27 protein-coding genes and 1 pseudogene are annotated in these 25,302 nt (G+C 41.3%); 9 read left to right on the forward strand and 19 right to left on the reverse strand.

The window, feature by feature from the left end; genetic code table 11:
• Positions 1–24: 24 nt before the first annotated feature.
• From LGZ99_RS15370 to LGZ99_RS15390, 5 genes are read left to right on the forward strand one after another with little or no spacing between them, the layout of a single operon-like run.
• Positions 25–210, forward strand: a complete 186-nt coding sequence (locus LGZ99_RS15370; RefSeq protein ID WP_262979291.1) for a hypothetical protein — start codon at positions 25–27, stop codon at positions 208–210.
• The gene (locus LGZ99_RS15375) at positions 203–466 is read left to right on the forward strand and encodes a hypothetical protein (protein WP_155806703.1); all 264 of its coding nucleotides are present in this window, start codon (positions 203–205) and stop codon (positions 464–466) included. Before LGZ99_RS15370 ends, LGZ99_RS15375 begins: the two co-directional genes overlap by 8 nt.
• A 60-nt stretch (positions 467–526) precedes the next feature.
• A complete protein-coding gene (locus LGZ99_RS15380; protein ID WP_036840017.1) occupies positions 527–745 on the forward strand; it encodes a hypothetical protein in 219 nt (72 codons plus the stop codon).
• Between the two features lie 24 nt (positions 746–769).
• A complete protein-coding gene (locus LGZ99_RS15385) occupies positions 770–988 on the forward strand; it encodes a hypothetical protein (protein ID WP_036840019.1) in 219 nt (72 codons plus the stop codon).
• A 1-nt stretch (position 989) separates the two neighbouring features.
• On the forward strand, positions 990–2,168 hold the full coding sequence (locus LGZ99_RS15390; RefSeq protein WP_036840021.1) for a tyrosine-type recombinase/integrase: 1,179 nt from the start codon (positions 990–992) through the stop codon (positions 2,166–2,168).
• A gap of 343 nt (positions 2,169–2,511) precedes the next feature.
• Here the strand turns inward: LGZ99_RS15390 and LGZ99_RS24865 are convergent, their stop codons facing one another.
• The 18 genes and pseudogenes from LGZ99_RS24865 to cobA all read right to left on the reverse strand — a co-directional run bounded on the left by LGZ99_RS24865 (position 2,512) and on the right by cobA (position 19,640).
• Entirely contained in the window at positions 2,512–2,592 is an 81-nt protein-coding gene (locus LGZ99_RS24865; RefSeq protein ID WP_152552752.1) for a tail fiber assembly protein, read from the reverse strand.
• 120 nt (positions 2,593–2,712) lie between these two features.
• A complete protein-coding gene (locus tag LGZ99_RS15395; protein WP_036840023.1) occupies positions 2,713–3,549 on the reverse strand; it encodes a gp53-like domain-containing protein in 837 nt (278 codons plus the stop codon).
• 774 nt (positions 3,550–4,323) lie between these two features.
• Positions 4,324–4,467, reverse strand: a complete 144-nt coding sequence (locus LGZ99_RS15400) for a tail fiber assembly protein (protein ID WP_081704237.1) — start codon at positions 4,465–4,467, stop codon at positions 4,324–4,326.
• Positions 4,467–5,216: a phage tail protein gene (locus LGZ99_RS15405; RefSeq protein ID WP_021324538.1), complete on the reverse strand. Its 750-nt coding sequence runs from the start codon at positions 5,214–5,216 to the stop codon at positions 4,467–4,469. Before LGZ99_RS15405 ends, LGZ99_RS15400 begins: the two co-directional genes overlap by 1 nt.
• Positions 5,217–5,622: 406 nt before the next feature.
• Positions 5,623–6,477 carry a gp53-like domain-containing protein gene (locus LGZ99_RS15410; protein ID WP_023045511.1) on the reverse strand — a complete coding sequence of 285 codons (855 nt, stop codon included), beginning with the start codon at positions 6,475–6,477 and terminating at the stop codon, positions 5,623–5,625.
• Positions 6,478–6,790: 313 nt separating this feature from the next.
• Complete coding sequence (locus tag LGZ99_RS15415; RefSeq protein WP_262979292.1) at positions 6,791–7,774, reverse strand: tail fiber protein; 984 nt, start codon at positions 7,772–7,774, stop codon at positions 6,791–6,793.
• A gap of 432 nt (positions 7,775–8,206) precedes the next feature.
• Positions 8,207–8,740: a tail fiber assembly protein gene (locus LGZ99_RS15420; protein WP_036840027.1), complete on the reverse strand. Its 534-nt coding sequence runs from the start codon at positions 8,738–8,740 to the stop codon at positions 8,207–8,209.
• Between the two features lie 5 nt (positions 8,741–8,745).
• Positions 8,746–10,449, reverse strand: coding sequence for a pyocin knob domain-containing protein (locus tag LGZ99_RS15425; RefSeq protein ID WP_021324532.1), 1,704 nt, complete (start codon positions 10,447–10,449; stop codon positions 8,746–8,748).
• Between the two features lie 325 nt (positions 10,450–10,774).
• A complete protein-coding gene (locus LGZ99_RS15430; protein WP_021324531.1) occupies positions 10,775–11,197 on the reverse strand; it encodes a tail fiber assembly protein in 423 nt (140 codons plus the stop codon).
• 2 nt (positions 11,198–11,199) lie between these two features.
• Positions 11,200–11,778, reverse strand: coding sequence for a gp53-like domain-containing protein (locus tag LGZ99_RS15435; RefSeq protein ID WP_262979293.1), 579 nt, complete (start codon positions 11,776–11,778; stop codon positions 11,200–11,202).
• A 238-nt stretch (positions 11,779–12,016) separates the two neighbouring features.
• Positions 12,017–12,568, reverse strand: coding sequence for a tail fiber assembly protein (locus LGZ99_RS15440; RefSeq protein ID WP_262979294.1), 552 nt, complete (start codon positions 12,566–12,568; stop codon positions 12,017–12,019).
• 9 nt (positions 12,569–12,577) lie between these two features.
• Positions 12,578–13,561 (reverse strand): tail fiber protein, encoded by a 984-nt coding sequence (locus tag LGZ99_RS15445; protein ID WP_262979295.1) that lies wholly within the window; start codon positions 13,559–13,561, stop codon positions 12,578–12,580.
• A 938-nt stretch (positions 13,562–14,499) separates the two neighbouring features.
• Complete coding sequence (locus tag LGZ99_RS15450) at positions 14,500–15,138, reverse strand: adhesin (protein WP_021324527.1); 639 nt, start codon at positions 15,136–15,138, stop codon at positions 14,500–14,502.
• Between the two features lie 478 nt (positions 15,139–15,616).
• Positions 15,617–16,180, reverse strand: coding sequence for a cob(I)yrinic acid a,c-diamide adenosyltransferase (gene cobO / locus LGZ99_RS15455; protein ID WP_021324526.1), 564 nt, complete (start codon positions 16,178–16,180; stop codon positions 15,617–15,619).
• Positions 16,181–16,250: 70 nt separating this feature from the next.
• A pseudogene (locus tag LGZ99_RS15460) lies at positions 16,251–16,880 on the reverse strand (NAD(P)-dependent oxidoreductase); the annotation flags it as partial.
• 19 nt (positions 16,881–16,899) lie between these two features.
• Positions 16,900–17,760, reverse strand: coding sequence for a GHMP family kinase ATP-binding protein (locus LGZ99_RS15465; RefSeq protein ID WP_036840042.1), 861 nt, complete (start codon positions 17,758–17,760; stop codon positions 16,900–16,902).
• Complete coding sequence (cobD, locus tag LGZ99_RS15470) at positions 17,753–18,826, reverse strand: threonine-phosphate decarboxylase CobD (protein WP_262979296.1); 1,074 nt, start codon at positions 18,824–18,826, stop codon at positions 17,753–17,755. Before cobD ends, LGZ99_RS15465 begins: the two co-directional genes overlap by 8 nt.
• Before the next feature lie 31 nt (positions 18,827–18,857).
• Positions 18,858–19,640: a uroporphyrinogen-III C-methyltransferase gene (gene cobA, locus LGZ99_RS15475; protein WP_036840109.1), complete on the reverse strand. Its 783-nt coding sequence runs from the start codon at positions 19,638–19,640 to the stop codon at positions 18,858–18,860.
• A gap of 256 nt (positions 19,641–19,896) precedes the next feature.
• On the opposite strand from cobA, the gene eutA reads away from it, so the two are divergent.
• The 4 genes from eutA to LGZ99_RS15495 all read left to right on the forward strand — a co-directional run bounded on the left by eutA (position 19,897) and on the right by LGZ99_RS15495 (position 23,925).
• Entirely contained in the window at positions 19,897–21,309 is a 1,413-nt protein-coding gene (eutA, locus tag LGZ99_RS15480) for an ethanolamine ammonia-lyase reactivating factor EutA (protein WP_262979297.1), read from the forward strand.
• A gap of 12 nt (positions 21,310–21,321) precedes the next feature.
• The gene (locus LGZ99_RS15485; RefSeq protein ID WP_262979298.1) at positions 21,322–22,683 is read left to right on the forward strand and encodes an ethanolamine ammonia-lyase subunit EutB; all 1,362 of its coding nucleotides are present in this window, start codon (positions 21,322–21,324) and stop codon (positions 22,681–22,683) included.
• A gap of 21 nt (positions 22,684–22,704) precedes the next feature.
• On the forward strand, positions 22,705–23,559 hold the full coding sequence (gene eutC / locus LGZ99_RS15490; protein WP_036840052.1) for an ethanolamine ammonia-lyase subunit EutC: 855 nt from the start codon (positions 22,705–22,707) through the stop codon (positions 23,557–23,559).
• Positions 23,560–23,763: 204 nt separating this feature from the next.
• Complete coding sequence (locus LGZ99_RS15495) at positions 23,764–23,925, forward strand: hypothetical protein (protein WP_021324520.1); 162 nt, start codon at positions 23,764–23,766, stop codon at positions 23,923–23,925.
• 172 nt (positions 23,926–24,097) lie between these two features.
• On the opposite strand, the gene cml is transcribed toward LGZ99_RS15495, so the two are convergent.
• The gene (cml, locus tag LGZ99_RS15500) at positions 24,098–25,285 is read right to left on the reverse strand and encodes a CmlA/FloR family chloramphenicol efflux MFS transporter (protein ID WP_036840111.1); all 1,188 of its coding nucleotides are present in this window, start codon (positions 25,283–25,285) and stop codon (positions 24,098–24,100) included.
• Positions 25,286–25,302: the final 17 nt, after the last annotated feature.

A 25,302-nucleotide genomic window follows, 5' to 3' on the forward strand; every position in this document is an offset into this window, starting at 1 on the left:
ATCCTGCTGCGCCGGAGATAAAAAATGTTAATTAATGTCGGTGATACTTTGCAATATTGTAATCCGATTTCAGACTTCGCATATAAATTCACAATCGGAAACTATTATGAAGTAGTTGAATTCTTCGGCTTGCTGGGAATCACAGATGATGACGGAATTTTTTGCTCACTTGATGAAATTAATACTAATGATGAGGATGAAAATGAATAAATACGAATATATAATAAGTGGCGATAAATATCCAAATGATGCTTATGAATTTGAATCATGGTGGCATGAATACTATAAATCATATATAGCGGAAGATGCCGCAGAGGATTACTATGAATACAATGATGGGAGGGAATCAAACTGGCCCATTGACTTTGAAATTTATATTAATGGAAAAAGTCTAGGTATATTTACTGTTAGTCTTGAATCTGAACCAGTTTTCTCTGCAACTAAAAAAGTGGTGAATAATGAATGATAACGTAATGAAGCTTGTTGATTTAGAAGATATGGACTGGAAAGAAACCCTCATCGAACTATGAACGAACAAGTTCTAGAAAATGGACGACGGGCAATAGCAAGGGAGTGCTTAAGCGAGCTAACAGCTCTCGATAAATACGACGATAAAGCAGCAACAGCTATTCTTGATAAATACACACCAAAGTTCAAATTAATTATGTCTGAGCATCAGATGAGAAAGTCTACGCCAAAAGCCTGGCTTTCTTATTATGTTCGGGATGTTAGAAAAGAAAAATAACACATTATTATATGGAGCTAAGTTATGGCTATGTCAGGAAAATTAATGAAAGCCAGCGCATGGGGAATTAGGGAATTTGAAAAAGACTCTATCCCGGACAATAGAACTATCAAGCATTGGATAGAAATAGGAAAATTAAAGGGAAAGATTATTGACGGGTCGGTTTGGGTTAGTTCATCTGAAAGATGGGGAGTTGACTCTGTTATTTCATCATGTGTAAATCAATTAATCAGAGATTCGTAAGATGGCAAGCAGACCAAGGAAGAAAGAATTCAGGCATTTACCCGATTATTTATATTTTGATAAAAATAAAGGTCAATATCGTTTCATTTTAACAAATGGTAAAAAGAAAAACATAGGTAGCGATAAGACTGTCGCTATTGCCATAGCAAGGGAATATAACAATATCATGAGGCCGGAATCATCTGTATCCGTCAATTCACTAGTTAAAGAATCAGGTGGAAAATACGGGGAGGCATTACCTTTGTCAAATTATATTGATGACTTATTTTCCCGTATTGTTAAAGATGAAAATCCGTCTGACAACACTCTCGCGGACTGGCGAAATGATATAGAACGAATGAAGGCGTTTTTTACTGATATATCCGCGTCAGAAATATCACTGGAACACGTTAATAATTATATCAAACAGTATCATAACGATGCGTCAGCAAACGTTCAAAATAGGAAGGTCTCTTTCTTAAAAAAAGTATTCAGCTACGCAATGGATGAATCATTAATGCTCGACAATCCAGCAGAGCGTAAGAAAATGAAACGTACTGATAAAAAGAAACGTCGCAGGCTTTCATTTGATGATTTCATGCTTATCCGTAATGCAGCGGAACCTTGGTTAAGAACGGCAATGGATCTGGCATTACAAACGACTCAGGCGCGGCTAGAAGTTTCCCGTATCAGATACAACATCAAATCACCGAAGGAAGGTGTTTGCGGTTGCATGTGGTATTCAGAACCCAAAAACGGCATCCATGGAATGCTCTATATTCACAGACAAAAAGTCCAACATAAAGAAGCATCACATATAGCTATCCCGATTGGCCCAACGATAAAGGCTATCATTGATGCTAGCCGGGACAATATTGCAAGTCCATATGTTGTTCATCGAGTACCGGATCGCTTATCAAATAAAATAAGCCAGGAAGTTAATCACCCAACTCAAATTGCCCCCGATTATCTCAGTCGTACTTTTTCAAAATTAAGAGACAAAGTTGGAGTGGCTGCAAGTCTTCCAGTTGAAGAGCGCCCTACGTTTCATGAAATTAGGGCATTAGCAGCGCACATGTTTAAAATCCAGGGTATAGATCCACAAGCTCGAATGGCTCACAGTGACGCTGAATCTACAAAAATTTATACTCAAAATCATGTTGACTGGGTTGAAGTTCCGCACGCAGAAATAGCCGTCTGATAAGTGGAAAAACCCGACTTAACTTATTGATGTATATAATGCAGATTTTGCGCATTTTGCACTGTTTGCATTCACAGTTAAAATCCTCGCAACCCGCACCGCATAAGGCTTTGAACGTGAATTGGTCGCAGTCATGGGGTGTCGGGGGTCGTAGGTTCAAATCCTATCATGCCGACCAAATTTCCCTAGAAAAACCAACCTGTTAGGGTTGGTTTTTTTATGCTAGGGATTTGGCTCTGGTAAAACTCCGATTTAAAATCTGACATTTGTCGCCATTAACAAACCATCTCCCCTCACCTATAAACATAAGTCTATCTAATTAATTGGCATGAAGCCGGTCTTATTACTTCGGCACTTCCAGCCATGTAACATCAGGAGCCTGTGAAGTATCTACACAGTTTAACATCACTGAGTAGTGCACCATCAATACGACTCGGCATCGGTAACAATATTCAGGCTAATCGCATCCAAAGAGGCTCAATTTTCTTCTCTGCTTATGTTCATTAGTCGATGCTGCTCTGTTTTGACGCCGTAAATGTACATATCAATACCCTATAGCAAACCAAAAAACAGGTGATTGATCGTACGTGTTGGTCGCCTGGTCAACCGTCACCCATGCACCCTCTTGCGTTGAGCCTCCAAAATATGCAGATAGTATTCCTACTACTTTGTTCAGCAACGTAACCGTCGCCAAACCGCCAAAACAACCATTTGAGAAACGAATTGGGAATTGAACCCACTCGCGGCTTTCTCCCAAATTCCCCTTAGTGTATCCCCATTGACAAGTTACACCTGTATCCCCGCACTTCCACCAACCGTTAACACCTTTACTGGATGTATTCTTGTTATCTTTTACATTAATACGATTATCTACTTCCGCTTTAGTATACGCCCCTACATCCACTGCACTCAGACTAATATCTGTACTTAACGCTTTCCCATTCACTTTCCGGATATTAGGTACTCTATTATTAATATCTTCACGCAATAAATTTACTATTTCCTGAGCAAGCTTTTGTGTAACCGCCAATGTGTCGCTATTGCCCACCACATCCGTAAGCTGAACAACACCTTTTTGTGTTAATGAGGCATCGGGAACTTTTGCTGTGGTTTTTTGTTCTAAAGCTCTATTTAATTGTGCGGTGAGTTTAGCTATATCCCCATCATCGAGAACATCCTCACCAGATTGTGTCGAAATGAAATCAGCCAAGACAGATGATATGGTTGATGATTGACGTAATGCCTTATTTAATAAGTGAGTGGGAACATCATTTGGTGGAAACCCAGTCAGTAAATCCTTACTTTCTTCATATAATCTCTGACTCACGACATTAGCATTATTACTAATAGAAAAAGCTTTAAAATCATTTTTCTGACTCATATATATTCCTTAAATTAAATAATATTATTTTATAGACGATTTATCACAATTCAGTGTATTTCAATAAAATAATAATAAAACACCCTTATAACTCAGAAGGCTGATTATTTTTATATAATTCAAAGAGTAAAAGACCTAATATTCTCAACCAAAAAAACACTAAATCCATTTATATTTAACATCTGGAAACTATTTTTCTCTTATTCCTTATATCACTTCCTGAAACTCCCACCGATTAACGCTCCACACTGAATCTTTAGGCATTTTAACCCTAATAGAATTCAGGAATATCATAAGGCTATCCACCTTTGTAAAATAGGTTACTGGTTTTACCTAGTGTATTCACATAATAAGTGCAACATCGTTAATCTGGAAGTAAACATGTTCGTATTCCTTTAACCACTTCATTGTGCTCTGACTTTGAATTTTGAGATCCATTTTTGAATATCTGGTTTTAATAAGTTTTTGAACTAATTCGGTTTGCAGAATTTGCACTGTTTGCATTCACAGTCAAAACTCGCGAAACCCATGTGTAGCAAGGCCTTGAGCCAAATAATACTATTGTCATAGAGTGTCGGATCATAGGTTTAAACCCTATCATACTGACCAAGTTTCCCCAGAAAAACCAACCTGTTAGGGTTGGTTTTTTTATTTGCGGGATTTGTCTCTGGTAAAACTCCGATTTAAAATCTGGCATTTGCCACCATTAACAAACCATCGCCCCTCATCTATAAACATAAAACTATCTAATTAATTAACATAAAGCCGGTTTTATTACTTCGGCACCTCCGATCTCTCAACATCAGGAACCTGTGAAGTATCGGCCCTACTCAGTAATACCCGGTACTTATTCCAGGCTGTTAATCCATCTGGCGGTATCTCAATCGGACAAGAGAAGCCCACACTCATGAGGATCATTATGCTGCTCTCACTATATAGTTAAATGCTATATTGCGGGGGCGATTTTCTGAGGCTACAGGAACAACTCTTGACGTGTCGAACCCAAAGCCGTATGTAGTATCCGGGTTGAGATTACTTACCGATTTGAAACTGCCATCTGTTGCTATTCCAAGAACTTGGCTAGCATAAAAAGCCCCTCTTACTGCCAAATGATAGTTTGGTGCTATCGTGCCAGCAAACGAACCCTGGATATTTCTGATGGCATCTCCCTGAGGAGTTAGAATTCTACGGCCACTATCAATACCTCGACCATCATCCCAACCTCGAATAAATTCGCCTCTTAAATCAGGTAATCTACCATCAGGATAGGCTTCGGCTAATTTCGGAAATTTCAACTTATCAAAGGCCGCACCGTTACATTGCAACCATCCAGCGGGCGGTGTGGCAGTCGGCCAAGGAGCAGGCACACCTACAGGAATGTTAGAGATACTCGAAATTTTCTGCTCTAATGCTCTATTTAATTGCTCAGTGAGTTTAGCTATATCCCCATCATCAAGAATATCCTCTCCAGATTGTGTCGAGATGAAATCAGCCAAGACAGATGATATGGTTGATGATTGACGCAATGCCTTATTTAACATATGAGTGGGAACATCATTTGGGGGAAACCCTGTCAGTAAATCCTTACTTTCTTCATATCTTTCCTGACTCACTACATTGGCATTATTACTAATAGAAAAAGCTTTAAAATCATTCTTGTGACTCATATACCTTCCTTAAATTAAATGATGTTATAATCAATATATTGAATTATTGTAAAAATAATCCTTCTGCAATTCACGCCAATCAAAGTCTAATTCAGAAAAAGAATAATGCAGTGTTCTTATTACTTATAAGGTTAACTGTTTTTGTATAATTGGCAGCAATAAGCAATCCAATATTTTAAAGTCGAAAACATACCCTAAATTTATATTTAATATCTGTAAGCTATTTTCCCCTTAATTTTTACCAACCATTTATGGCTGTTTTTTTATTTCTGGAATTTTATTAAAGCAAAAGCCAATCGGGAGAATTTATTTATTCTCCCTTGATTTAAAGCCTATTGTTACCTACAAACTCAATAAAAAAACCAACTCTTTAACCTTTATCACATCGTTAGGAAATGTACCGCCATTAAAACCCCCAAGCGTACCAGACACATCTTGACCCAACTACCGGTCCAAATTCTTTAGAGTTGCGACTCAAGGTGCCAAGATTTTCCGCAGTGAAGCCTGATAATTGAATATTATTTATTTGCCAAATTGCTGTCATAATTCCACCACCGCTATCTTGCTGGCCAACTATAATAACCTTTTGAGGGAAAGGAATTGGGAAACTAACATTTACATTAGGACTGGTATATCCAGTAATATTAGATATTCCCCACTGAAATATTATCCCAGTATCACCACATTTCCACCAACCATTCTCTGATTTTAAGACTGTATTTTTAGCTCCTCTGCCATTGATTTGGTGGTCTATTTCTGCTTTGGTATATGATCCTATATCCACGGCATTCAAACTGATATCCGAGCTTAACGCCTTCCCATTCACTTTCCGGATATTAGGTACTCTATTATTAATATCTTCACGTAATAAATTTATTATTTCCTGAACAAGCTTTTGTGTAACCGCCAATGTGTCACTATTGCCAATCACATTTGTCAGCTGAACAACGCCTTTTTGGGTTAACGAAGCATCTGGAACCTTTGTTGTGGTTTTTTGTTCTAAAGCTCTATTTAATTGTGCGGTGAGTTTAGTTATATCCCCATCATCCAGAACATCATTACCAGATTGTGTCGCAATGAAATTGGCTACGACAGATGATATGGTTGACGATTGACGCAATACTTTATTTAACAAATGAGTAGGTACGTCATTTGTCGGAAACCCAGTTAGCAAATCCTTACTTTCTTCATATCTTCCCTGACTCGCTACATTAGCATTATTACTAATAGAAAAAGCCTTAAAATCATTCTTGGGACTCATATACCTTCCTTAAATTAAATGATGTTATAATCAATATATTGAATTATTGTAAAAATAATCCCCAATTCACACCAATTAAAGTCTAGTTCAGAAAAAGAATAATGAGGTATCTTTATTACTTATAAGGTTAACTGTTTTTGTATAATTGGTAGCAATAAGTCATTCAGTTTTATCTCAAGTTATAGATGGAATCTTTCGACATTTAAATTATAACATCAGAAAAATAACTGTAAAAATAGCCTGCTTATTCAGGCCATCTTCATTATTTTGGTGGTTACGCCCATTGGATATCAGTTAATAATTTATTATTGTCTTATACTCCCAAATAAATTATAGGTATCATACTGACGTTTAGCGGGCGATTTTCGTTTGCCGTTGGTACAACTTTTGATGCATCAAAAGTGGCATAGGCTGAATATGAATGTTGGCTATTATCTACCGTTCCCGCAGCAACTACATTAGCGTTACTCTTAACACCATGAAATACTCCACTGACTCGAGTAAAAAGCCCATGCCCCCACCACCCCAAATCACCTGTAATATTTCTAATCGTATCTCCCTGTCTCACACCAGGTGTCAACCCAGCACGCATAAATACCCCTCGTCCATCAACAAACAAATTAGGGAGGTTGATTTTATCACCATTCTGCTTAATTCCCCATGCTGCCTTATATGCATCAGATAAATTATTCAATGCCCTACCAACAGTTGAATCAATCGTGTGAACAGCCCCATCCGCAATATACTCTCCTTTAGCCAAATCTGATGCCGGATGTGCAGATAAGTAAATATCACCCGGCCGTTTTACTCCGATATCAATCGCGGAAAGTGTAATATCCTCAGCCAATGTCTTCCCGTTAATTTTCCGAGTATTAGGTACTCTGACATTAATATTTTCACGCAATGAATTTATTATTTCCTGAGCCAGCTTTTGTGTCACCGCCAATGTGTCACTATTACCTACCACATCGGTAAGCTGAACAACACCTTTCTGAGTTAATGAGGCATCTGGAACTTTAGGTGTACTTTTTTGTTCTAAAGCCCTATTTAATTGCTCAGTAAGTTTAGCTATATCACCATTATCCAGAACATCATCACCAGATTGTTCCGCAATAAAATTAGCTACAACAGATGATATGGTTGAAGATTGACGTAATACTTTATTTAACATATGAGTGGGAACATCATTTGGGGGAAACCCAGTCAGCAAATCCTTACTTTCTTCATATCTTTCCTGACTCACTACATTGGCATTATTACTAATAGAAAAAGCTTTAAAATCATTCTTGGAACTCATATAAAATCCTTAAATTAAATAATATTATTTTATAATTAATCCTAGCTCTATTTAAGAACAGTCAATTCCGAGGCACGTAAATTCAAATTCGGTTTTTTGGTTTTTCTCATAGAGAGCGAAGCCTAGAAGTTAAAAAATCAGAATTCATTCTTAACCAGCTACGGATGCCACTGAGGTATAAGCTGCTGGCAAAAACCATCGATTTTACAGTAAAACATTTCTAAATTAACCATGCCTGAATACTTCCACGATCAGAGTATTTGCAAATACTCTGATCGTGCCTTAGGTACTTTCTCAAGTTAATTAAATATTCTTATAACTTATAATGTTAACAATTTTTATATTTCAAGCTCAAGGCTGAATCTCTCAGTATCTTAATTCAACATCCACAAAATCATTGTATAAATAGCCAATCTATTCAGACCATTTTCATTATTTCGGCTGCTCCGGCCACTTAACATCAGGGACTAATGAAATATCAACTCTGTTCAACATCACTCTATATTTCTTCCATGCTAATAAAGCCTCTTTTTCAGCTTCTGTAGCAATATCTAAATCAACAGCATCTTGTAGTGGCGTAACGATATTATTAACTTTAGTTAGTAGTTGAAATTTCTCATATTCTGCTTTCTGTATTAATTCTTCTTTAGTCGCAGCATAAAGTAATATTTTATGACCGTCAAATATCCATTTCTCTTTGGTTTTCTCATCAAATCCTATCGGCGCATCATTCTTATTAATTTCTGCGACGGAAAAGCCAAGTGGCGCCAATTTAGATACATCTGTTGTTATTGCACGAATGAGGCCTGTCGCATCATACATGATTTTTAATGTATCTATTGAAAATTGACTTTGAGATCTATACCAATCATTGCCCTGCTTATCTTGAAGATAAAGCGCAAATTGAATAGCGTTTTCACTGTCAGGTATATATTGTTCAAATGGACCAACATTTATTAAATTCATTATTATTATCCTCGTACGATAGTGAACCATTGACCGTTACTAGAAAACTGCATAGGGCTAGAATAAAGCATCTCGGCAGAATCATCTCCATCTTTGCTATAAATTTCAGCACCAAGACGAACGCCAGTAATATAAAGATTATCCGACTCTGTTTTCGTATACTCTTCAATAGTATTAGCAGAAGGTTTATTTAACGTATTATATTCCTGAGCCCAAGGTGTCCATGGATTATCATGAAACTGGCTACGTGTATATACCCGGCTGCTATTATAGACGTAATAACGTTGAATGACGCCGGCTGCTTTCAATACAATAAGTGAACCCGCGAACGGTTCAGGGTAATTACTGCCATTTTTGGCATGGGCATTAGACTCTTGATAATAAATTCCCGGTGTTTTGTAGCTATCTAAATTCGCACTACCCCCTAAATTAATCGCCTGCCCAGCCAAGATATCCTGAGAGGTAATATTGATATCCGCAGCTAAAGCTTTTCCATTGACTTTACGGATCCCTGTAATATATCGAGCATCAGAGTCTGCTTTGGCATACGCTCCAACATCCTCAGCGGTAGGTTTATTCACCGCATTATATTCTCTAACCCAAGGGGTCCATGGATTATCATGGAATTGGCTACGTGTATATACCCGGCTGCTGTTATAGACGAAATAACGTTGAATGACGCCAGCTGCTTTCAACACGACAAGCGAACCCGCGAACGGCTCAGGGTAATTACTGCCACTTTTGGCATGAGCATTAGACTCTTGATAATAAATCCCCGGTGTTTTGTAGCTATCCAAATTCGCACTACCCCCTAAATTAATCGCCTGGTCAGCCAAGATATCCTGAGAAGTAATATTGATATCCGCAGCTAAAGCCTTGCCATTGACTTTACGGATCCCTGTAATATATCGGGCATCAGAATCTGCTTTGGTATATGCTCCAACATCCTCAGCAGTAGGTTTATTCACTGCATTATATTCTCTAACCCAAGGGGTCCATGGATTATCATGAAATTGGCTACGTGTATATACCCGGCTGCTGTTATAGACGAAATAACGTTGAACAACCCCAGCCGCTTTCAATACAACAAGCGAACCGGCGAACGGTTCAGGGTAATTAATTCCACTTTGGGCACTGGAATTATGTTCTTGATAATAAATTCCCGGTGTTTTGTAACTATCCAAATCCGCATTATTACCTAAATTAATCGCCTGTCCAGCAAAGATATCCTGAGAAGTAATATTGATATCTTCAGCTAATACTTTCCCATTAATTTTTCGGGTATTGTGTACCTTGGCATTAATATTGTCACGTAATGAATTTATTATTTCCTGAATAAGTTTTTGCGTAACAGCTAATGTGTCACTATTGCCTAATACATCGGTAAGCTGAACAACGCCTTTTTGTGTTAATGAGGCATTTGGCGCTTTTGTTGCAATTTCTTTTTCTAAAGCCCTATTTAATTGCTCGGTGAGTTTAGTTATATCACCATTATCTAAAACATCATCGCCAGATTGCGTCGCGATAAAATTAGCTATCATAGATGCGATTATCGATGATTGACGTAATACCTTGTTTAATAGATCAGCAGGAATGTCATTTAGCGTAAATCCAGTCTGCAAGCTCTGGTGTCCTTCATACTTTTCCTGGTTCACTATATTAGCACTATTACCAATAGAAAAAGCCTTAAAATCATTCTTGGCACTCATATATACTCCTTAAATTAAATAGCATTATTCACAACCAATATGTTTAATAATTGTTAAAGCAATCCTTCATAATTTACGGCAGTCATAGTTTAGTTCATAAAAACAATAATAAAATGTTCTTATAACTTAGAAGAATAATTATTTTTGTATAATTAGAAGCAATAAACAGCCAAACAAGTTGTAACTGGAAATATATCTAACCAATTGACATTCAATACATGAAACTATTCCATCGTTTTCATATATCAGACTGAATCTTTCAATATTATAATTACAACAACAATAAAGTATTGTATGAATGGCCTGTTTATTCAGGCCATTTTCATTATTTTAGCTCTTCCGGCCATTCAATATCAGGAGCCTGTTTAATGTCAATCCTATTCAGCATCACTCTATATTTCTTCCATGATAATAAAGCCTCCTTTTCAGCTTCTGTTGCAATACCTAAATCAACAGCATCTTGTAGTGGCGCTATTCTCTCACTGGCTTTCATCATAAGTTTTTGTTTTTTATCTTCAACATAATTCTGCGATTCTTCTTTTGTTGGTGGAGGAATATCTGCCCATTCCGGTAAACCATTTTCACTTGCTCTACGATATTTTCCTTCTGGCGCAGTATTAGCGGCATATTCTCGATAAATATCATCACTGACTTCTATAATATCATCGGGCAATGAACCAGAAGCAATATAATCCAGTTTCAATTCTACAGGGTAGAATGCATTTGTTTCCGCACTATAATAATACATAATTAATATCCTATTGCTAAATATCTAACCGAACAACTCACTAAAGATCCTCTAGCATCTCTGCACGTTAGAATAAATTGACTCGCAGAGACAGCTAAAGCAGCAACACCAAACCCGTAATTATCGAAACTGGAATAGGTTGCAACAATCTGACCACAAGCATTAGGAAATGGAATCGTGAAATTTCTGTAATCATTTCTACTTATTGAAGCATTTTCTTGCCCCCACTGAATAATTATTCCAGTGTCGCCACATTTCCACCATCCATTTACTGCGAGTAGCGCTTTACTGCTATTAAATGCTGTTTTGATTTTTTGTCCCAAAGCTTTATCTAATTGTGTGGTAAGTTTGGCGATATCACCATCATCAAGAACATTATCACCAGATTGTGTCGCAATAAAATTAGTAACTACAGATGATACCGTTGACGACTGACGTAACGCCTTATTTAATACATGAATGGGAATATTCTCTGGTGGAAACCCGGTCTGCAAACTCTGACTTTCTTCATATATTTCTTGACTTATAATATTAGCGTTATTACTAGCAGCAAAAACTTTAAAATCATTTTTTTCACTCATACACATCTCCTTAAATTAAATAACATTATTACATAGAAACAGACTGAACTATTGCAAAGATAATTTCTCACAATTCCCATCAATAATAGTCTAGTTCATAAAAATAATAATGAGTTTTTTATGACCAAAAGGATTAACTATTTTTGTATAACTGACAGTAGTAAATAATCCAACACACTACAATCAAAAATGCTCCAAAACCACGGTAGAAAAGACTTATTTATTCAGGCCATTTTCATCATTCTGGCTGTTCCGGCCATTCAATATCGGGCGCCTGTGAAATATCTACCCGATTCAGTAATACCCTATATTTTTTCAAGACTGTTAACAGCGATTTTTCATCATCACTTGCCATACCCAGATCAATAGCATCTTGTAATGGTGCTATCTGTTTACTTACCCTAAGTAGAAGTTGCTGCTTCTTATTTTCAGCATCGTTAATTCTGGTTTGCTGAATATCACTTTTCCACTTTTCTTCATCATCTGTCGAAATTAACCATTCTCCATCCCAATGATGATATTGCGAAGGTCTTAACTGTTCAGTAAAACCATCGGGAATAATGACTTCTCTATTCTTCTGTGATTGCCCTGATACAATATCGTAAATCGTGACTCCCCTTTTATTCTCAACAAGCTCCCATTGCCCTGATTTTTCACATGGCCAAAATCCATCTTTAAATGGTGGCTGTATTCGTAAAGCATTCACCGGTGGTTCACTGCCCGGATTAGCATCAGCCGATCCAATAAATGGCCGATGTAGCTTAGTATTATCAAAATAATAATTTATCATTGCTTCGTTTCATGCTCCCAAATAAATTATGGGTATCATACTGACATTGAGCGGGCGATTTTCGTTTGCTGTTGGCACTACTCTTGAAGCATCAAAAGTGGCATATGCGAATTTGGCATATGCATCAGGAACATCCTTTTTCATAATACTTGCTTGGGAGGTCGCATTAACACCATAAAATGCTCCGCTGGTACGAGCAATAAACCCATCATGCCACAACCCCACATCGCCTGTCATGTTTCTAATTGCATCGCCTTGTATCACACCAGGATTCAAACCCGCACGCATGAATACCCCTCTCCCATCAACAAACAGATTAGGAAGGTTGATTTTATCGCCAGTCTGCTTAATTCCCCATGCTGCTTTATATGCATCTGATAAATTATTCAATGCACTACCAACAATTGAATCAATCGCATAAACATCACCATTCGCAATATACTCCCCGTTAGCCAAATCTGATGTTGGATGTGCAGATAAATAGATATCACCTGGGCGTTTTGCTCCGACATCAATCGCAGAAATAGTAATATCCTCAGACAATGCCTTTCCGTTGACTTTCCGATTATTAGGTACCCTGCCATTAATATTTCCAAGCAACGAATTGACTATTTCCTTAACAAGCTTTTGCGTCACAGCCAATGTATCGCTATCACCAACCACATTGGTAAGTTGAACAATGCCTTTTTGTATTAATGAAGCATTGGGAACTCCTGTTATGAATTTTTGTTCTAAGGCTTTATTTAATTGTAGAGTAAGTTTAGCTATATTACCGTCATCCAAAACATCCTCACCAGATTGTGACGCAATAAAATCAGCGACAACAGATGATATTGTCGAGGCTTGACGCAATACCTTATTTAACACATGAGTGGTAACAGTATATGGTGGGAATCCAGTCGGCAATTCTGAACTGACTTCATATAATTGCTGACTGACTACATTAGCATTATTACTAATAGAAAAAGCTTTAAAATCATTCTTAGGACTCATATATACTCCTTAAATTAAATAATATTATTTTATAAGCAATATATTTAATTACCAGAAAAAGTCTCCAGTAATTCATGTCAATCATAGTCTAGTTTAAATAAACCATAATGAAACATCTTTATAAATTAAATGATCAACTATTTTTATATGATTAGCAGAAATAAAAAACCCAACACATTGAAATTAAAAACATACCAAAAATAAAGCATATCTATTGTATTCAAATGAAACTTCTAAACGTTATTCATCATTATTATATTTACCAAAGTACATCAATGTATTAGTTCATAATTCACCAACCTAATTATTAATGTTAAGATTTTATATATCTCTAAAAATATTTAGTTTGTTTATCATTTAATACTAATATAACCACGAGATTAGCTTATTATTTTCACAACTCCGGCAAATATCAATATTTAATTTACCAAGGTAAATGCTAAGTTAAATTCCCCAGATAAAAACCAGCATATATATATTCATTATCTCACTGGAAACAACAAAAAGTCTTATCTGCTTAAACACAAAAAACCTTGCCTCGGCTTATACCTCACCGCGTCTGCACCACCGATCAGCATTCTATCTCTGTAAGATGCAGGCTTCCTGCTACTTAAAGTGCCATACAAAATTATTTTAATCATTAAAATAATTTTTAAAAACAACTTGACTCTGAAGTTTTTCTGATTAAAATCACCGACACAATTTAGATTTTCGTGAAAAAAATCACATTTTACCAATAAAGAGAACCTATCATGAAATCTGTCAAATCTTTTATCTCAAGTGTTCACGGCGTTGTTATCTATCTGTCAACACCTCATTTTCTTTAAGTTTTTATCCGATGAGTGAAAAGCCAGTTTCGAACTGGCTTTTATGCTGCGGAGCGGGTCAAAATTCTTGGCCTAATGACCAAGAATGTATAAGACAATAGTTAACTTACATTAATAACTTAATGCATCAAGCAGTCGTTTCTTCAATAATGCAACATCATCCACACTATTCTGAATCAGCAGAGTCAGATTGGCTACATCACTTTCCAGAGTTTCAATTCTCTCTTCCAATTGCTTATTCTTTGCATCCAATAATATTTCAAGCTTTGCCGATTCAGCATGTAATTGCTGACCATTAACTGCGTCAGTACTGTGATTTGAAATATCCCCGGCAGCAACATGCACAATCTTACGTTCATGGCCGGTTTTTCCTACAGAAACAACGTTCGGTTTATTAGCAATTGAATCTGCACCTAATGCAACGCTCCCTTGTTCTGTTGCAGAGGAGTGTTGACCAATCGCCACTGCCTGAGCCGCACTGGCTGTTACCTTTTGCCCTAAAGCGATAGAAGCCAGGCCACTGGATATAGAATCAGCACCAATCGCAATTGGCCAAACCACCTTCACATCACCCTGTTTACCCGCAAGTTGATTTTGCCCAATAGCAATAGCGGCTTCACTGATTGTTTTAGAATTCCGGGGCGAAGCACCAATCGCGATAGAATGTACTGCCGGCGCTTCTGCATGTCCAAGTACAACTGAATCTTTGCCAGTTATTTGATCAGCTACATTGGTATTTTCAATAGACATATTATATCTCTTAATTTATAAGTTAAATAACTATACCCTTCATCTTTCAAGTTGCTGCTTTGTTGGCTGCAACTTGAAATCTATTGGGTAAATGTTCTGTTTGAAACTTAATAATGAGTACAACAGAACGTGATATGGATTACACGAATTTATTCCATATATTAAAATAAAAATTAACGTTAATTTCTTCATCGACAATATTAGATAGAAATTCCAACTTGTAAATAAATTAAAATTATTAGATCGAAAAATATATTTCATGGAATTTATTTAATGTATCATTAAGCTTTGTGGAATATATACCCTTTCAAATTCATTATAATTGATTAGCTGATAAGATATTATTTATATATATTTTCATTACTTTAAAAACAATATTTCCATATAATTAATCTCAGTAAAAATAAATAATGAACGATTATTCACCCTCTATTATTTAGAGAAGAAAAATTAACATCCTATAAATGATAGGGAAAATTTAATTCCCCTTGAGAACATGTTTTACAGCACGCATTTCACTGACCGTATCGGCCAATTCAATCAATGCAGGATGGCAATCTCGTCCGGTAATGATGACGGTCTGATCGATTGGCCGCTCGTTTAGCGCCTTGATAATTTCATCAAGCAACAAATAACCATTATTTATTATATAAGCCAATTCACTCAGTACTACCAATGATAAAGCAGGATCACGCATCATTCGCAGCGCATGTTGCCAAGCACCCGTACAAGCAGCTATTTCCTTGGCATGATTTCGCATTTCACCGGTAAATTCTATCGGCATGAGTTGACACTCTAATCCATGTTGTTCCAGCAAAGCACCCTCACTGGCTGACCATCTTCCTTTCACAAACTGGATAACCCCAGCCTTTAATCCATGCCCCAACGCCCGCGTAACGGTTCCCATAGCGGCAGCTGTTTTCCCTTGACCATTGCCGGTATAGATGATTACGATCCCCCGCTTCTCCTGAGCCGCTGCAACTTGTGCCATGAATCTCTCTTTTTGCCGCTGTTTCCTCTGTTTATACCGCTCCTCACTCATGTTTATCACTCCAGTAATGTTGGTCAGTCAAAGAGCAATTATCTGTTTTGCTTGTATCTGCTTGAGATAACTCAGAGAACAGTGTTTCTGTTACACGCTCAACTTGTTGATAATCTTGGCTGATCAACGATTGCGTCAACGGCTCACTGGTAAAAAACTGTTCCCAAAAGCGACGGCGGGTCGCCAGATGATGAAAATGCCGTTTTACCCGCTGGCGAAGTGTCCCGCCGTAAGCAGCCAGACGGCCAAGATGCATCGGTAACAGCCGTTCCAGTTTTTCACGCAATAACCTGACCAATACCGGTGCATTCCCCCCGGAAGAGATAGCAATCACCAGCGGCGAGCGATCAATGACCGACGGTGTAATAAAACTTGCCTGTTGTGGTTCATCCACCACATTACAGAAAATACGGCGCTCCGTCGCACAATCACTGACATAACCATTAACTGCTGCATCATTGGTCGCAGCAATCACCAACCAACAGAGATCAAGCCAATGAGGCTCAAACTCACCACGAATCAGTGTCACTTGACCCGCATCTTCCCAAATCTGGAATGGCGCAGTGAATTCCGGTGCATTAACCAGTAGACGCGCACCGGCATCCAATAATAGACGCGCTTTGCGTTCGGCCACCTTACCTCCCCCAACCAACAGGCAAGTTTTATCCCGAATCTGACAAAACATCGGCAAATAATCCAGCATGATCCCCTCTCCTCTGCTAACGCACGCCACCCGGTATCATAGTCAGCAAATGCTGACGCGGATAAAAACGGGTGATACCCCGTTGTTTTAGCCACCAACATAGGTACTCAACATCATGATGATGACGATCACACAACAACCCTACAACACTGCCGCTATGAGCAACATTCAACCCGTAGATCCCACTGCGCTCTACCAGTTCCAGCAAGCTGTCAAATGCCGGTTTTACCAACAGTTTTTGACTCGCCTGCGCACTGAGCGTCGTGGCTTCCCCCAACCGCCAACAATCCTGTGTGGCAACCGCCTGACAAAATAGTCGCCAGGAGCGCTCCAATATTGAGGCGCTTTCCAGCAATGTCTGATGTCGCTCCAAATGATGATAATCAGCCGTAATCAACGTTTCCGGGCTTTCCAATAGCAAAATGTCTATAGGCGGCTGCCAGTCACATGCAATTTGAGTCGCGCCCGTTTGATGATCGAACAAGGTAAGATGACTGAACAGCGTACTATCCGTAGGTTCCATCTGTACGCAAAACCGGGCAAGTGTTGTTTCATCCAGCGTTTTTCCCAAATAACGCGCCGTCGCCAGCGCCGTAGCGGCAATATCTGCGGTACTGCTTGCCAGCCCTTTTGCCACCGGAATCGTGGAAGTTAAAGAGATGTGTAAACCTCGCGCCATATCCACCGACAGGCCGAAGTACGCCAGTACAGTTTTCATCATTTGCCGCATACGGGGACGTTCATGTTTCCCCGGTACGCCATCAGTAACAGAAACCTCACTAAACCAGTTCACCGGACAGGAGATCAACTTCTCACCACCGAGAATCCATCCTTGAATAAGTTCACCGCACGATGCAGGACAGCGGGCTTCAGCCATAACCCAATACCTGACGCAACGCCAATACCAACCGATGATTATCATGCTTGCCCTTTATGGCAACCCGGTAATGGGCAGCACTCAAGCCTGGATAGTTAGCGCAATGGCGGATAAGTATCCGGTGTTTCAGCAACGCTTGCTGGAGATCAATTTCCGGGTGCAGGCAACGCAAGAAAATATAATTGGCCGCGGGAGGCCAGACACATAATCCCGGCAACGCAGCTAATGCCTGATAGAGCCAACGTTGCTGCTGTGCCAGCCAACGGTGTGTTGCCTGAATGTAAGCCTTATCATTGAGAATGATTTCACCGGCCAATGCCGCAAAAGCATTAATGGTCCACGGCTCCCGCCAGCATTTCATCTCCCGAATACCTATTACATCACCGCTGACCAGATAGCCAAGACGTAATCCCGGAATAGCAAAAAACTTCGTTAATGAACGCAAAATATAGAGGTGAGGATAATGGGCTATGTTGGGAATAAGTCCGGCAGCATCCGGGAGAAAATCAATAAACGCTTCATCGACAATCAGCGCGATATTATGTTGGTGACAACGTTCAAGCACCGCCTGTAACAGTTCAGCATCCGGCATCAGGCCGGTTGGGTTATTCGGTGTGGCAAGAAACAGACAATCAGGACGACAATGATCCAATGTCGCCAGCAAACGCTCATCAAGCTGATAACCCTCGGTTTCACTCATCACATAATCATCAATCTGGCAACCAACCCGCAGTAAAGCGCGCCGATATTCAGCGAATCCTGGAATCAATAGCATAGCGCGGCGCGGCTTAAGATAATTCACTACCGCATAAATCAGTTCAGTGGCACCGTTACCCGCTATCAGGTTTTCGACGGTGCAATGATGAACATGCGCCAGTGCTGCATGTAACCGGCGATATTCGGTATCAGGGTAACATTCTGCACGTTGCAACTGGTCGATAATGGCCGCTTTCAGGGATACCGGCATCCCCAGCGGGTTAATATTAGCGCTGAAATCCGTGAGTTCCTCTGCTGTAACACCGATTTTCTGCGCCATTTCCAGCACATTGCCGCCATGTTCGCTCATCAAATGTCAAATCCAGATGTTGAATAGAGAATCAAAGTGCCATCAGTGATGAAACGGATGCCAGCAACAAACGCTCCCGGCGACAAGCCAATGTTTCCCGCAGACGCACCACATCACCAATAACAATCAATGCCGGCGCAGTCAATCCCTGAGCGGCCACTTGCTGTGCCAGCGTTAACAAAGTTGCACTGGCTACTTGCTGTTGCTGGTGACTGGCATGCATCACCACCGCCGCTGGGGTTGTCGGTGCTTTACCGCCTGCGATCAATTGCTCACAAATGCTCGCCAGTTGCGTCATTCCCATCAGGATCACCAGCGTGCCCTCCAGCTTTGCCAGTGTCGCCCAATCCTGCGGCTCATTTCCCTGACGCAAATGGCCGGTAATAACATGAAAACCTGAAGCATAATCACGATGAGTCACAGGGATCCCAGCACAAGCCAGGCCACCAATTGATGAGCTGATACCCGGTACAACTTCAAAAGGGATCTTCGCCAGCGCCAACGCTTCGGCCTCTTCGCCACCACGCCCAAACACGTAAGGATCGCCCCCTTTCAAGCGGACAACATTTAACCCCTGTTGTGCGCACTCGACCAGGATCTGATTGATTTGCCGTTGCGGCACTGGGTGGTAATTCGGCGTTTTGCCGACGTTGATCATTTTGCAGCGATCGGGTGCTTCAGATAATAGATCCGGGCTGACTAACCGATCATATACCAGCGCATCAGCCTGACGAATACAATGTAATCCTCTGACAGTAATCAGTGCCGCATCACCAGGACCGGCGCCTACCAACCAAACTTTTCCGCTATTCATCATTTTTCTCACCCTGTAACGAAAGTCTGTTAGAAGATATATTACCCATAGCTGGTAACACGATATGGTGTGAGATCAATAATTCTTCACTTTTCCTGATGTATTGATGATGACAACGTGTCCCTACACCATTTTTATTATAACCCCTGACGTTTTTGTGATTACCGTTGACTTTCCGACCAAATTGCCGACATTTAATACTGATTTATAGAAAAAAATGCCAACATACGCCTTATTACAGACAAGGGGCGTAGCTATGGAGGTCAAGGAATTATTCAGTGTCGGTATTGATATCGGTACCACCACCACACAAGTGATCTTTTCGCGTCTGTCGCTGGTGAACCGGGCAGCAGTATCACAAGTGCCACGTTATGAGTTTGTCCGACGCGAGATTATCTGGCAAAGCCCGGTGTTATTTACTCCCGTGGATTTCGCCGGGCAACTGCGTGAAGAAGAACTGCTCAATTTAATTCAGGCGCAATATCAGGCAGCCGGCATCGATCCGGAGAACATCGATTCCGGGGCGGTGATCATTACTGGTGAAACCGCTAAAACCAGTAACGCACGTCCTGCGGTCATGGCACTGGCCCAGAAACTGGGGGATTTTGTTGTAGCAACGGCGGGGCCACATCTGGAATCAGTGATTGCTGGCTTTGGTTCCGGCGCTCAGGCACTGTCACAACAGAAGATGGCCAGAGTGCTCAACATTGACATTGGCGGCGGCACAGCAAACTACGCGCTGTTCGATGCCGGACGACTTATCGCCTCCGCTTGCCTGAATGTCGGCGGTCGCTTATTGGAGACCGATCCTCAAGGAAAAGTCTTACGGGCACATCCGCCCGGAGCGCTCATCATTCATTCTCTGTTTGGTGAAAACACCGATGTTCAACATCTGACAACCACACAAATACAACAGATCGCCGCCCGAATGTCACAGTTGCTATGGGAAGTCGCCGTCGGACATCTCACCCCACTGGCACAGCAATTGCTGATGACTGAGCCACTGCCAAACTGTGATGAACTCTATGCTGTCACCCTCTCCGGCGGTGTAGGTGAATGTTATCGTCAAGCGTCAGACAGCGATCTATTCCGTTTTCACGATCTGGGGCCACTACTGGCGAACGCTATTCATCGTGATCATGATTTCATCAAGCTGCCGCTGCAAGTACCAAAACAAACCGTCCGCGCCACCGTAATCGGTGCCGGCGCTCATACATTATCGCTATCCGGTAGCACTATCTGGCTTGATACACTGTCGCTGCCACTGTGCAACATCCCTGTGGTTCATCCTGGAACAGAGGTCACTGAATCACTGACAGAAGCCTGGCGGCAAGCACTGACACAAATGGACCTTGACCCACAACAAGATCTGTATGCCCTGGCTCTGCCCGATGCCCTGCCAGTCAATTATGCCGCAGTACAAACATGCATCACCGCTTTACAGGATTTTACCGAACGTTATCCCTCTTCCCATCCGCTGCTGATAGTTGCCGGTCAAGACTTTGGTAAAGCACTGGGTATGCTGCTGCATCCTCTGATGGAAGAACGGCCACTGGCGGTAATCGACGAAGTGATTACCCACACCGGAGATTATATCGATATTGGGATTCCATTATTTGGTGGCACCGTCGTTCCCGTCACCATCAAATCACTGGCTTTTCCTTCCTGAGAGAGCGTAAACATGAAATTAAAAACACAGCTTTTTGGTAAAACGTATCAGTTTAAGGATGTCAAACAGGTGCTGGCAATGGCTAACGAACTGCGTTCAGGGGATATATTAGCCGGGGTAGCTGCCGAAAGTTCTCAACAACGTGTAGCGGCTAAACATGTCCTGTCGGAAATGACGATAGCGGATATCCGTATGAATCCGGTTATTCCCTATGAAGAAGATTGCGTTACCCGCATTATTCAGGATGACATTAACGAAATTGCCTACACTCGCATAAAAAACTGGCGTATTGGCGAACTGCGTGAATATATATTGAGCGATGACACCAGCGTGGATGATATTGCCTTTCTTCGCAAAGGGATAAGTTCCGAAGTGGTCGCGGCTGTGGCAAAAATCAGCTCCAACGCCGACTTGATTTATGGCGCGAAAAAAATGCCGGTGATCAAAAAAGCCAATACCACCATCGGCACACCGGGAACGTTCAGCGCCCGCCTTCAACCCAACGATACCCGCGACGAAGTACAAAGCATTCTGGCCCAGATTTACGAAGGACTGGCGTTTGGCGTTGGCGATGCAGTTATCGGCGTTAACCCGGTAACGGACGATGTGGAAAACCTGACTCGCGTGTTGGACACCATCTATGAGGTAATCGACAAATTCGCCATCCCAACACAGGGCTGTGTCTTAGCCCATGTCACCACCCAAATAGAAGCTATTAAGCGTGGGGCGCCGGGCGGTTTAATTTTCCAAAGTATCTGTGGCAGCGAAAAAGGGCTGAAAGAGTTTGGGGTAGAGCTAGCGATGTTGGATGAAGCACAAGCTGTCGGCGCGGAATATTGCCGTCTTGCCGGCAGTAACTGCCTGTATCTTGAAACCGGCCAAGGTTCTGCCCTCTCCGCTGGCGCTCACTTTGGTGCCGATCAGGTGACAATGGAAGCACGGAACTACGGTCTGGCGCGCCATTATGACCCATTCCTGGTTAACACCGTCGTCGGCTTCATCGGGCCGGAATACCTCTACAATGATCGCCAAATCATCCGCGCCGGACTGGAAGATCACTTTATGGGAAAACTCAGCGGTGTCTCAATGGGATGTGACTGCTGCTATACCAATCATGCAGATTCCGATCAGAACCAGAATGAAAACCTGATGATCCTGCTGGCAACCGCAGGGTGTAACTTCATCATGGGCATGCCGCTCGGTGATGACATTATGCTCAATTACCAAACATCTGCTTTCCACGATACCGCTACCATCCGTCACCTGCTCAATTTGCGTCCATCACCAGAGTTTGAACACTGGCTGGAAAACATGGGAATCATGGCAAACGGGCGCTTAACATCACGCGCAGGTGATGCGTCGTTCTTTTTCTGATGTTTTGTTGAGATAAATCATATGAACCAAAAACAAATTGAAGAAAATGTAAGCAATGTAGTATCTGGTCAGGAATCACCTGCATCTCCTGAAATCATTGACGAAGCGGAAAACTGTACGCTGGACTTAGGCTCGCTGGAAGCCAAGCTGTGGATTGGTGTACAAAATCCGAACCGTATGGAAGTCCTACAGGAATTACGCCGCAGTACCGTATCAAGAGTATGTACCGGTCGCAGCGGCCCACGTCCACGCACCCAGGCACTACTGCGTTTTCTGGCTGACCACTCCCGTTCCAAGGATACGGTGCTGAAAGAAGTTCCTGTCGAATGGATAGAAAAACAAGGGTTGCTGGAAGTGCAATCTCAAATCAGCGACAAAAACCTCTATCTGACTCGCCCTGATCTTGGCAGAAAACTCAGCGCCAATGCTGTAGAAACTCTGCTGACACAGTGTAAAACTGATCCTGACGTACAGGTTGTTGTCTCCGATGGTCTCTCTACTGATGCTATTATTTCCAACTATGAAGATATTTTGCCACCTCTGCTGAAAGGACTGGAACAAGCAGGATTGTGCATTGGCACGCCGTTCTTTGTGCGCTATGGCCGCGTTAAAATTGAAGATCAGATTGGCGAATTGCTGAAAGCTAAAGTGGTTATCTTGCTCATCGGGGAACGTCCGGGATTGGGGCAATCGGAAAGCCTCTCCTGCTATGCGGTCTACAAACCGACCGTAGAAAAAACCGTTGAGGCGGACCGCACTTGTATCTCCAACATTCACCGGGGCGGAACACCGCCAATCGAAGCCGCCGCAATTATTGTCGATTTAGCTAAAAATATGCTGGCACAACAAGCCTCCGGCATTGCTCTTAGTCGTTGATAGAAACTGATTATTCCAGCATCATAAACAGGTACTTAAAAAATAATGAATTGAAATAGAGAGAATCCAGATGAGTCTCCTTTGCCTTGCAAGACCTTGTGAAAACATAACAAGAATGTTACGTCAGCTTCATTAAAAAGACGTAAAAAACACCATCCAAAAAGAGAACCATTGCAGAAGCCAGATTAAAGGAGATCAAAAAGAATGACTGGTAAACGTATCCCTCCAACCATAACACACGATGAAATGGTTGCTAACTGGATGAAAGATCCAAAATTCAAAGCTGAATACGACAAACTGGAAGAAGAATATACATTACTTGATGAACTATTAGCTGCACGCAAAGAAAAAACTTTCTTTATTTGAAAATTTATTAGGCATAATAAATAAAGGAATAAATATGTTCTGATAAATCAGAAATATTTACAAGATCGATAATAAATCATGAGTTCAAATTCAGAAGGCGACTGTTACCGTCTCTTAAGGAAATAGTCGCCCCAGCATTCCGAAAATTATTTCATAAGATTATTGAAATATCTCAACGACTCCAAGCAGGGAAAACTCTCATAGCTATGAGAACCGTACCTGCAAATATGAATGGAAAAGTGACAAGCGGCCAAGCTGTATCACCGCCCATGCCTACGACAGCTGCTGTGCCGAAAAGAGAAACAATAACGCTTTGACCACAGAAGTAGATAGCCACGGCCGAGCCTGCCCGGTCATTAAAATCAGCGAGTGCACCGTTGGCTGTGACAGATGCAATGAAGATCATCCCGACAGCCATCACCCACATCGGCAATACAAACGTAGCAAAGGATGGTTCACCTATCGTCCATGTTACAGCTAAGATTGCAGCACCAAAGACCAGCAGCGCCATGCCACGCCATACGCTACCAGCGATGCCCCACTTGCCGACAAATCGCTTTGCAAAACCTGTTGTCACTATCATGACAAGTGCAACAGTCGAGAAAGCAAAACTAAACTGTAATTCAGAATAGCCAGCTTTTCCGATCAACACTCTTGGTGCAGTGGAGAAAAATACGAAAAATGTCCCCATCGCGGTTCCAAAGGCGAATGTGTAAAGCCAGAACTTACCGCTTACCAAAATAGGAATGACTGACAAACCTCCGGAAACATCCGACATACGAGTTTCATGCCAACGAAATGCTGCGTGTAGTAACGGCAGAACCGCCACCAGAGCCAAGAACCAGAAGATCGCTCGCCAGCCGAACCCATCCGCCAAAAAAGCGCCTAATATCGGTGCCAGAGCAGGCACGCAGGCTAGCATTGAACTAAACAGGCTGTAGATTACAGCGCTCTCTGGACGGTCAGAGTATACATCACGTACCGTTGCAAAAGTCGTGACGAGCGCTGCTGACGCGCCGAGGGCTTGGATAAGTCGGAAGGCAACGAAGACAGAAGGAGAAGTTGATGTCGCGATCCCTACTGAGGCAATAACGAAGAAAGTGGCACCACCGAGCAAAACAGGACGTCGGCCGATGCGGTCAGAAAGTGGTCCAAAGAGCACCTGCCCCAATCCCAGGGCCAATAGATAAAGGCTTAAGGTGAGCTGGATAACTGACGGACTCGTATTGAATACGTCGGGCATAGCTGGCACCACGGGAAGGTAAATATCCATGGCCAGAGAAGCAAGTAAATCAAAAGGCGCCATCAGCAAAAGTGCTATCGGCATGGTGTATCGCCAAATTGAGTGCTTGTCAGACATAGTAAAGTTTCCGTTAA

This window comes from Photorhabdus temperata (genome assembly GCF_025384845.1).
In the GTDB taxonomy this organism is placed as follows: Bacteria; Pseudomonadota; Gammaproteobacteria; order Enterobacterales; family Enterobacteriaceae; genus Photorhabdus; species Photorhabdus temperata.

What these genes read in the sequence shown, in the direction of transcription:
- LGZ99_RS15370 (WP_262979291.1), top strand. Translation starts at nt 25, where the DNA reads ATGTTAATTAATGTCGGTGATACTTTGCAATATTGTAATCCGATTTCA.
- LGZ99_RS15375 (WP_155806703.1), top strand. Translation starts at nt 203, where the DNA reads ATGAATAAATACGAATATATAATAAGTGGCGATAAATATCCAAATGAT.
- LGZ99_RS15380 (WP_036840017.1), top strand. Translation starts at nt 527, where the DNA reads ATGAACGAACAAGTTCTAGAAAATGGACGACGGGCAATAGCAAGGGAG.
- LGZ99_RS15385 (WP_036840019.1), top strand. Translation starts at nt 770, where the DNA reads ATGGCTATGTCAGGAAAATTAATGAAAGCCAGCGCATGGGGAATTAGG.
- LGZ99_RS15390 (WP_036840021.1), top strand. Translation starts at nt 990, where the DNA reads ATGGCAAGCAGACCAAGGAAGAAAGAATTCAGGCATTTACCCGATTAT.
- LGZ99_RS24865 (WP_152552752.1), bottom strand. Translation starts at nt 2,592, where the DNA reads ATGGTGCACTACTCAGTGATGTTAAACTGTGTAGATACTTCACAGGCT.
- LGZ99_RS15395 (WP_036840023.1), bottom strand. Translation starts at nt 3,549, where the DNA reads ATGAGTCAGAAAAATGATTTTAAAGCTTTTTCTATTAGTAATAATGCT.
- LGZ99_RS15400 (WP_081704237.1), bottom strand. Translation starts at nt 4,467, where the DNA reads ATGATCCTCATGAGTGTGGGCTTCTCTTGTCCGATTGAGATACCGCCA.
- LGZ99_RS15405 (WP_021324538.1), bottom strand. Translation starts at nt 5,216, where the DNA reads ATGAGTCACAAGAATGATTTTAAAGCTTTTTCTATTAGTAATAATGCC.
- LGZ99_RS15410 (WP_023045511.1), bottom strand. Translation starts at nt 6,477, where the DNA reads ATGAGTCCCAAGAATGATTTTAAGGCTTTTTCTATTAGTAATAATGCT.
- LGZ99_RS15415 (WP_262979292.1), bottom strand. Translation starts at nt 7,774, where the DNA reads ATGAGTTCCAAGAATGATTTTAAAGCTTTTTCTATTAGTAATAATGCC.
- LGZ99_RS15420 (WP_036840027.1), bottom strand. Translation starts at nt 8,740, where the DNA reads ATGAATTTAATAAATGTTGGTCCATTTGAACAATATATACCTGACAGT.
- LGZ99_RS15425 (WP_021324532.1), bottom strand. Translation starts at nt 10,449, where the DNA reads ATGAGTGCCAAGAATGATTTTAAGGCTTTTTCTATTGGTAATAGTGCT.
- LGZ99_RS15430 (WP_021324531.1), bottom strand. Translation starts at nt 11,197, where the DNA reads ATGTATTATTATAGTGCGGAAACAAATGCATTCTACCCTGTAGAATTG.
- LGZ99_RS15435 (WP_262979293.1), bottom strand. Translation starts at nt 11,778, where the DNA reads ATGAGTGAAAAAAATGATTTTAAAGTTTTTGCTGCTAGTAATAACGCT.
- LGZ99_RS15440 (WP_262979294.1), bottom strand. Translation starts at nt 12,568, where the DNA reads ATGATAAATTATTATTTTGATAATACTAAGCTACATCGGCCATTTATT.
- LGZ99_RS15445 (WP_262979295.1), bottom strand. Translation starts at nt 13,561, where the DNA reads ATGAGTCCTAAGAATGATTTTAAAGCTTTTTCTATTAGTAATAATGCT.
- LGZ99_RS15450 (WP_021324527.1), bottom strand. Translation starts at nt 15,138, where the DNA reads ATGTCTATTGAAAATACCAATGTAGCTGATCAAATAACTGGCAAAGAT.
- cobO (WP_021324526.1), bottom strand. Translation starts at nt 16,180, where the DNA reads ATGAGTGAGGAGCGGTATAAACAGAGGAAACAGCGGCAAAAAGAGAGA.
- LGZ99_RS15465 (WP_036840042.1), bottom strand. Translation starts at nt 17,760, where the DNA reads ATGGCTGAAGCCCGCTGTCCTGCATCGTGCGGTGAACTTATTCAAGGA.
- cobD (WP_262979296.1), bottom strand. Translation starts at nt 18,826, where the DNA reads ATGAGCGAACATGGCGGCAATGTGCTGGAAATGGCGCAGAAAATCGGT.
- cobA (WP_036840109.1), bottom strand. Translation starts at nt 19,640, where the DNA reads ATGAATAGCGGAAAAGTTTGGTTGGTAGGCGCCGGTCCTGGTGATGCG.
- eutA (WP_262979297.1), top strand. Translation starts at nt 19,897, where the DNA reads ATGGAGGTCAAGGAATTATTCAGTGTCGGTATTGATATCGGTACCACC.
- LGZ99_RS15485 (WP_262979298.1), top strand. Translation starts at nt 21,322, where the DNA reads ATGAAATTAAAAACACAGCTTTTTGGTAAAACGTATCAGTTTAAGGAT.
- eutC (WP_036840052.1), top strand. Translation starts at nt 22,705, where the DNA reads ATGAACCAAAAACAAATTGAAGAAAATGTAAGCAATGTAGTATCTGGT.
- LGZ99_RS15495 (WP_021324520.1), top strand. Translation starts at nt 23,764, where the DNA reads ATGACTGGTAAACGTATCCCTCCAACCATAACACACGATGAAATGGTT.
- cml (WP_036840111.1), bottom strand. Translation starts at nt 25,285, where the DNA reads ATGTCTGACAAGCACTCAATTTGGCGATACACCATGCCGATAGCACTT.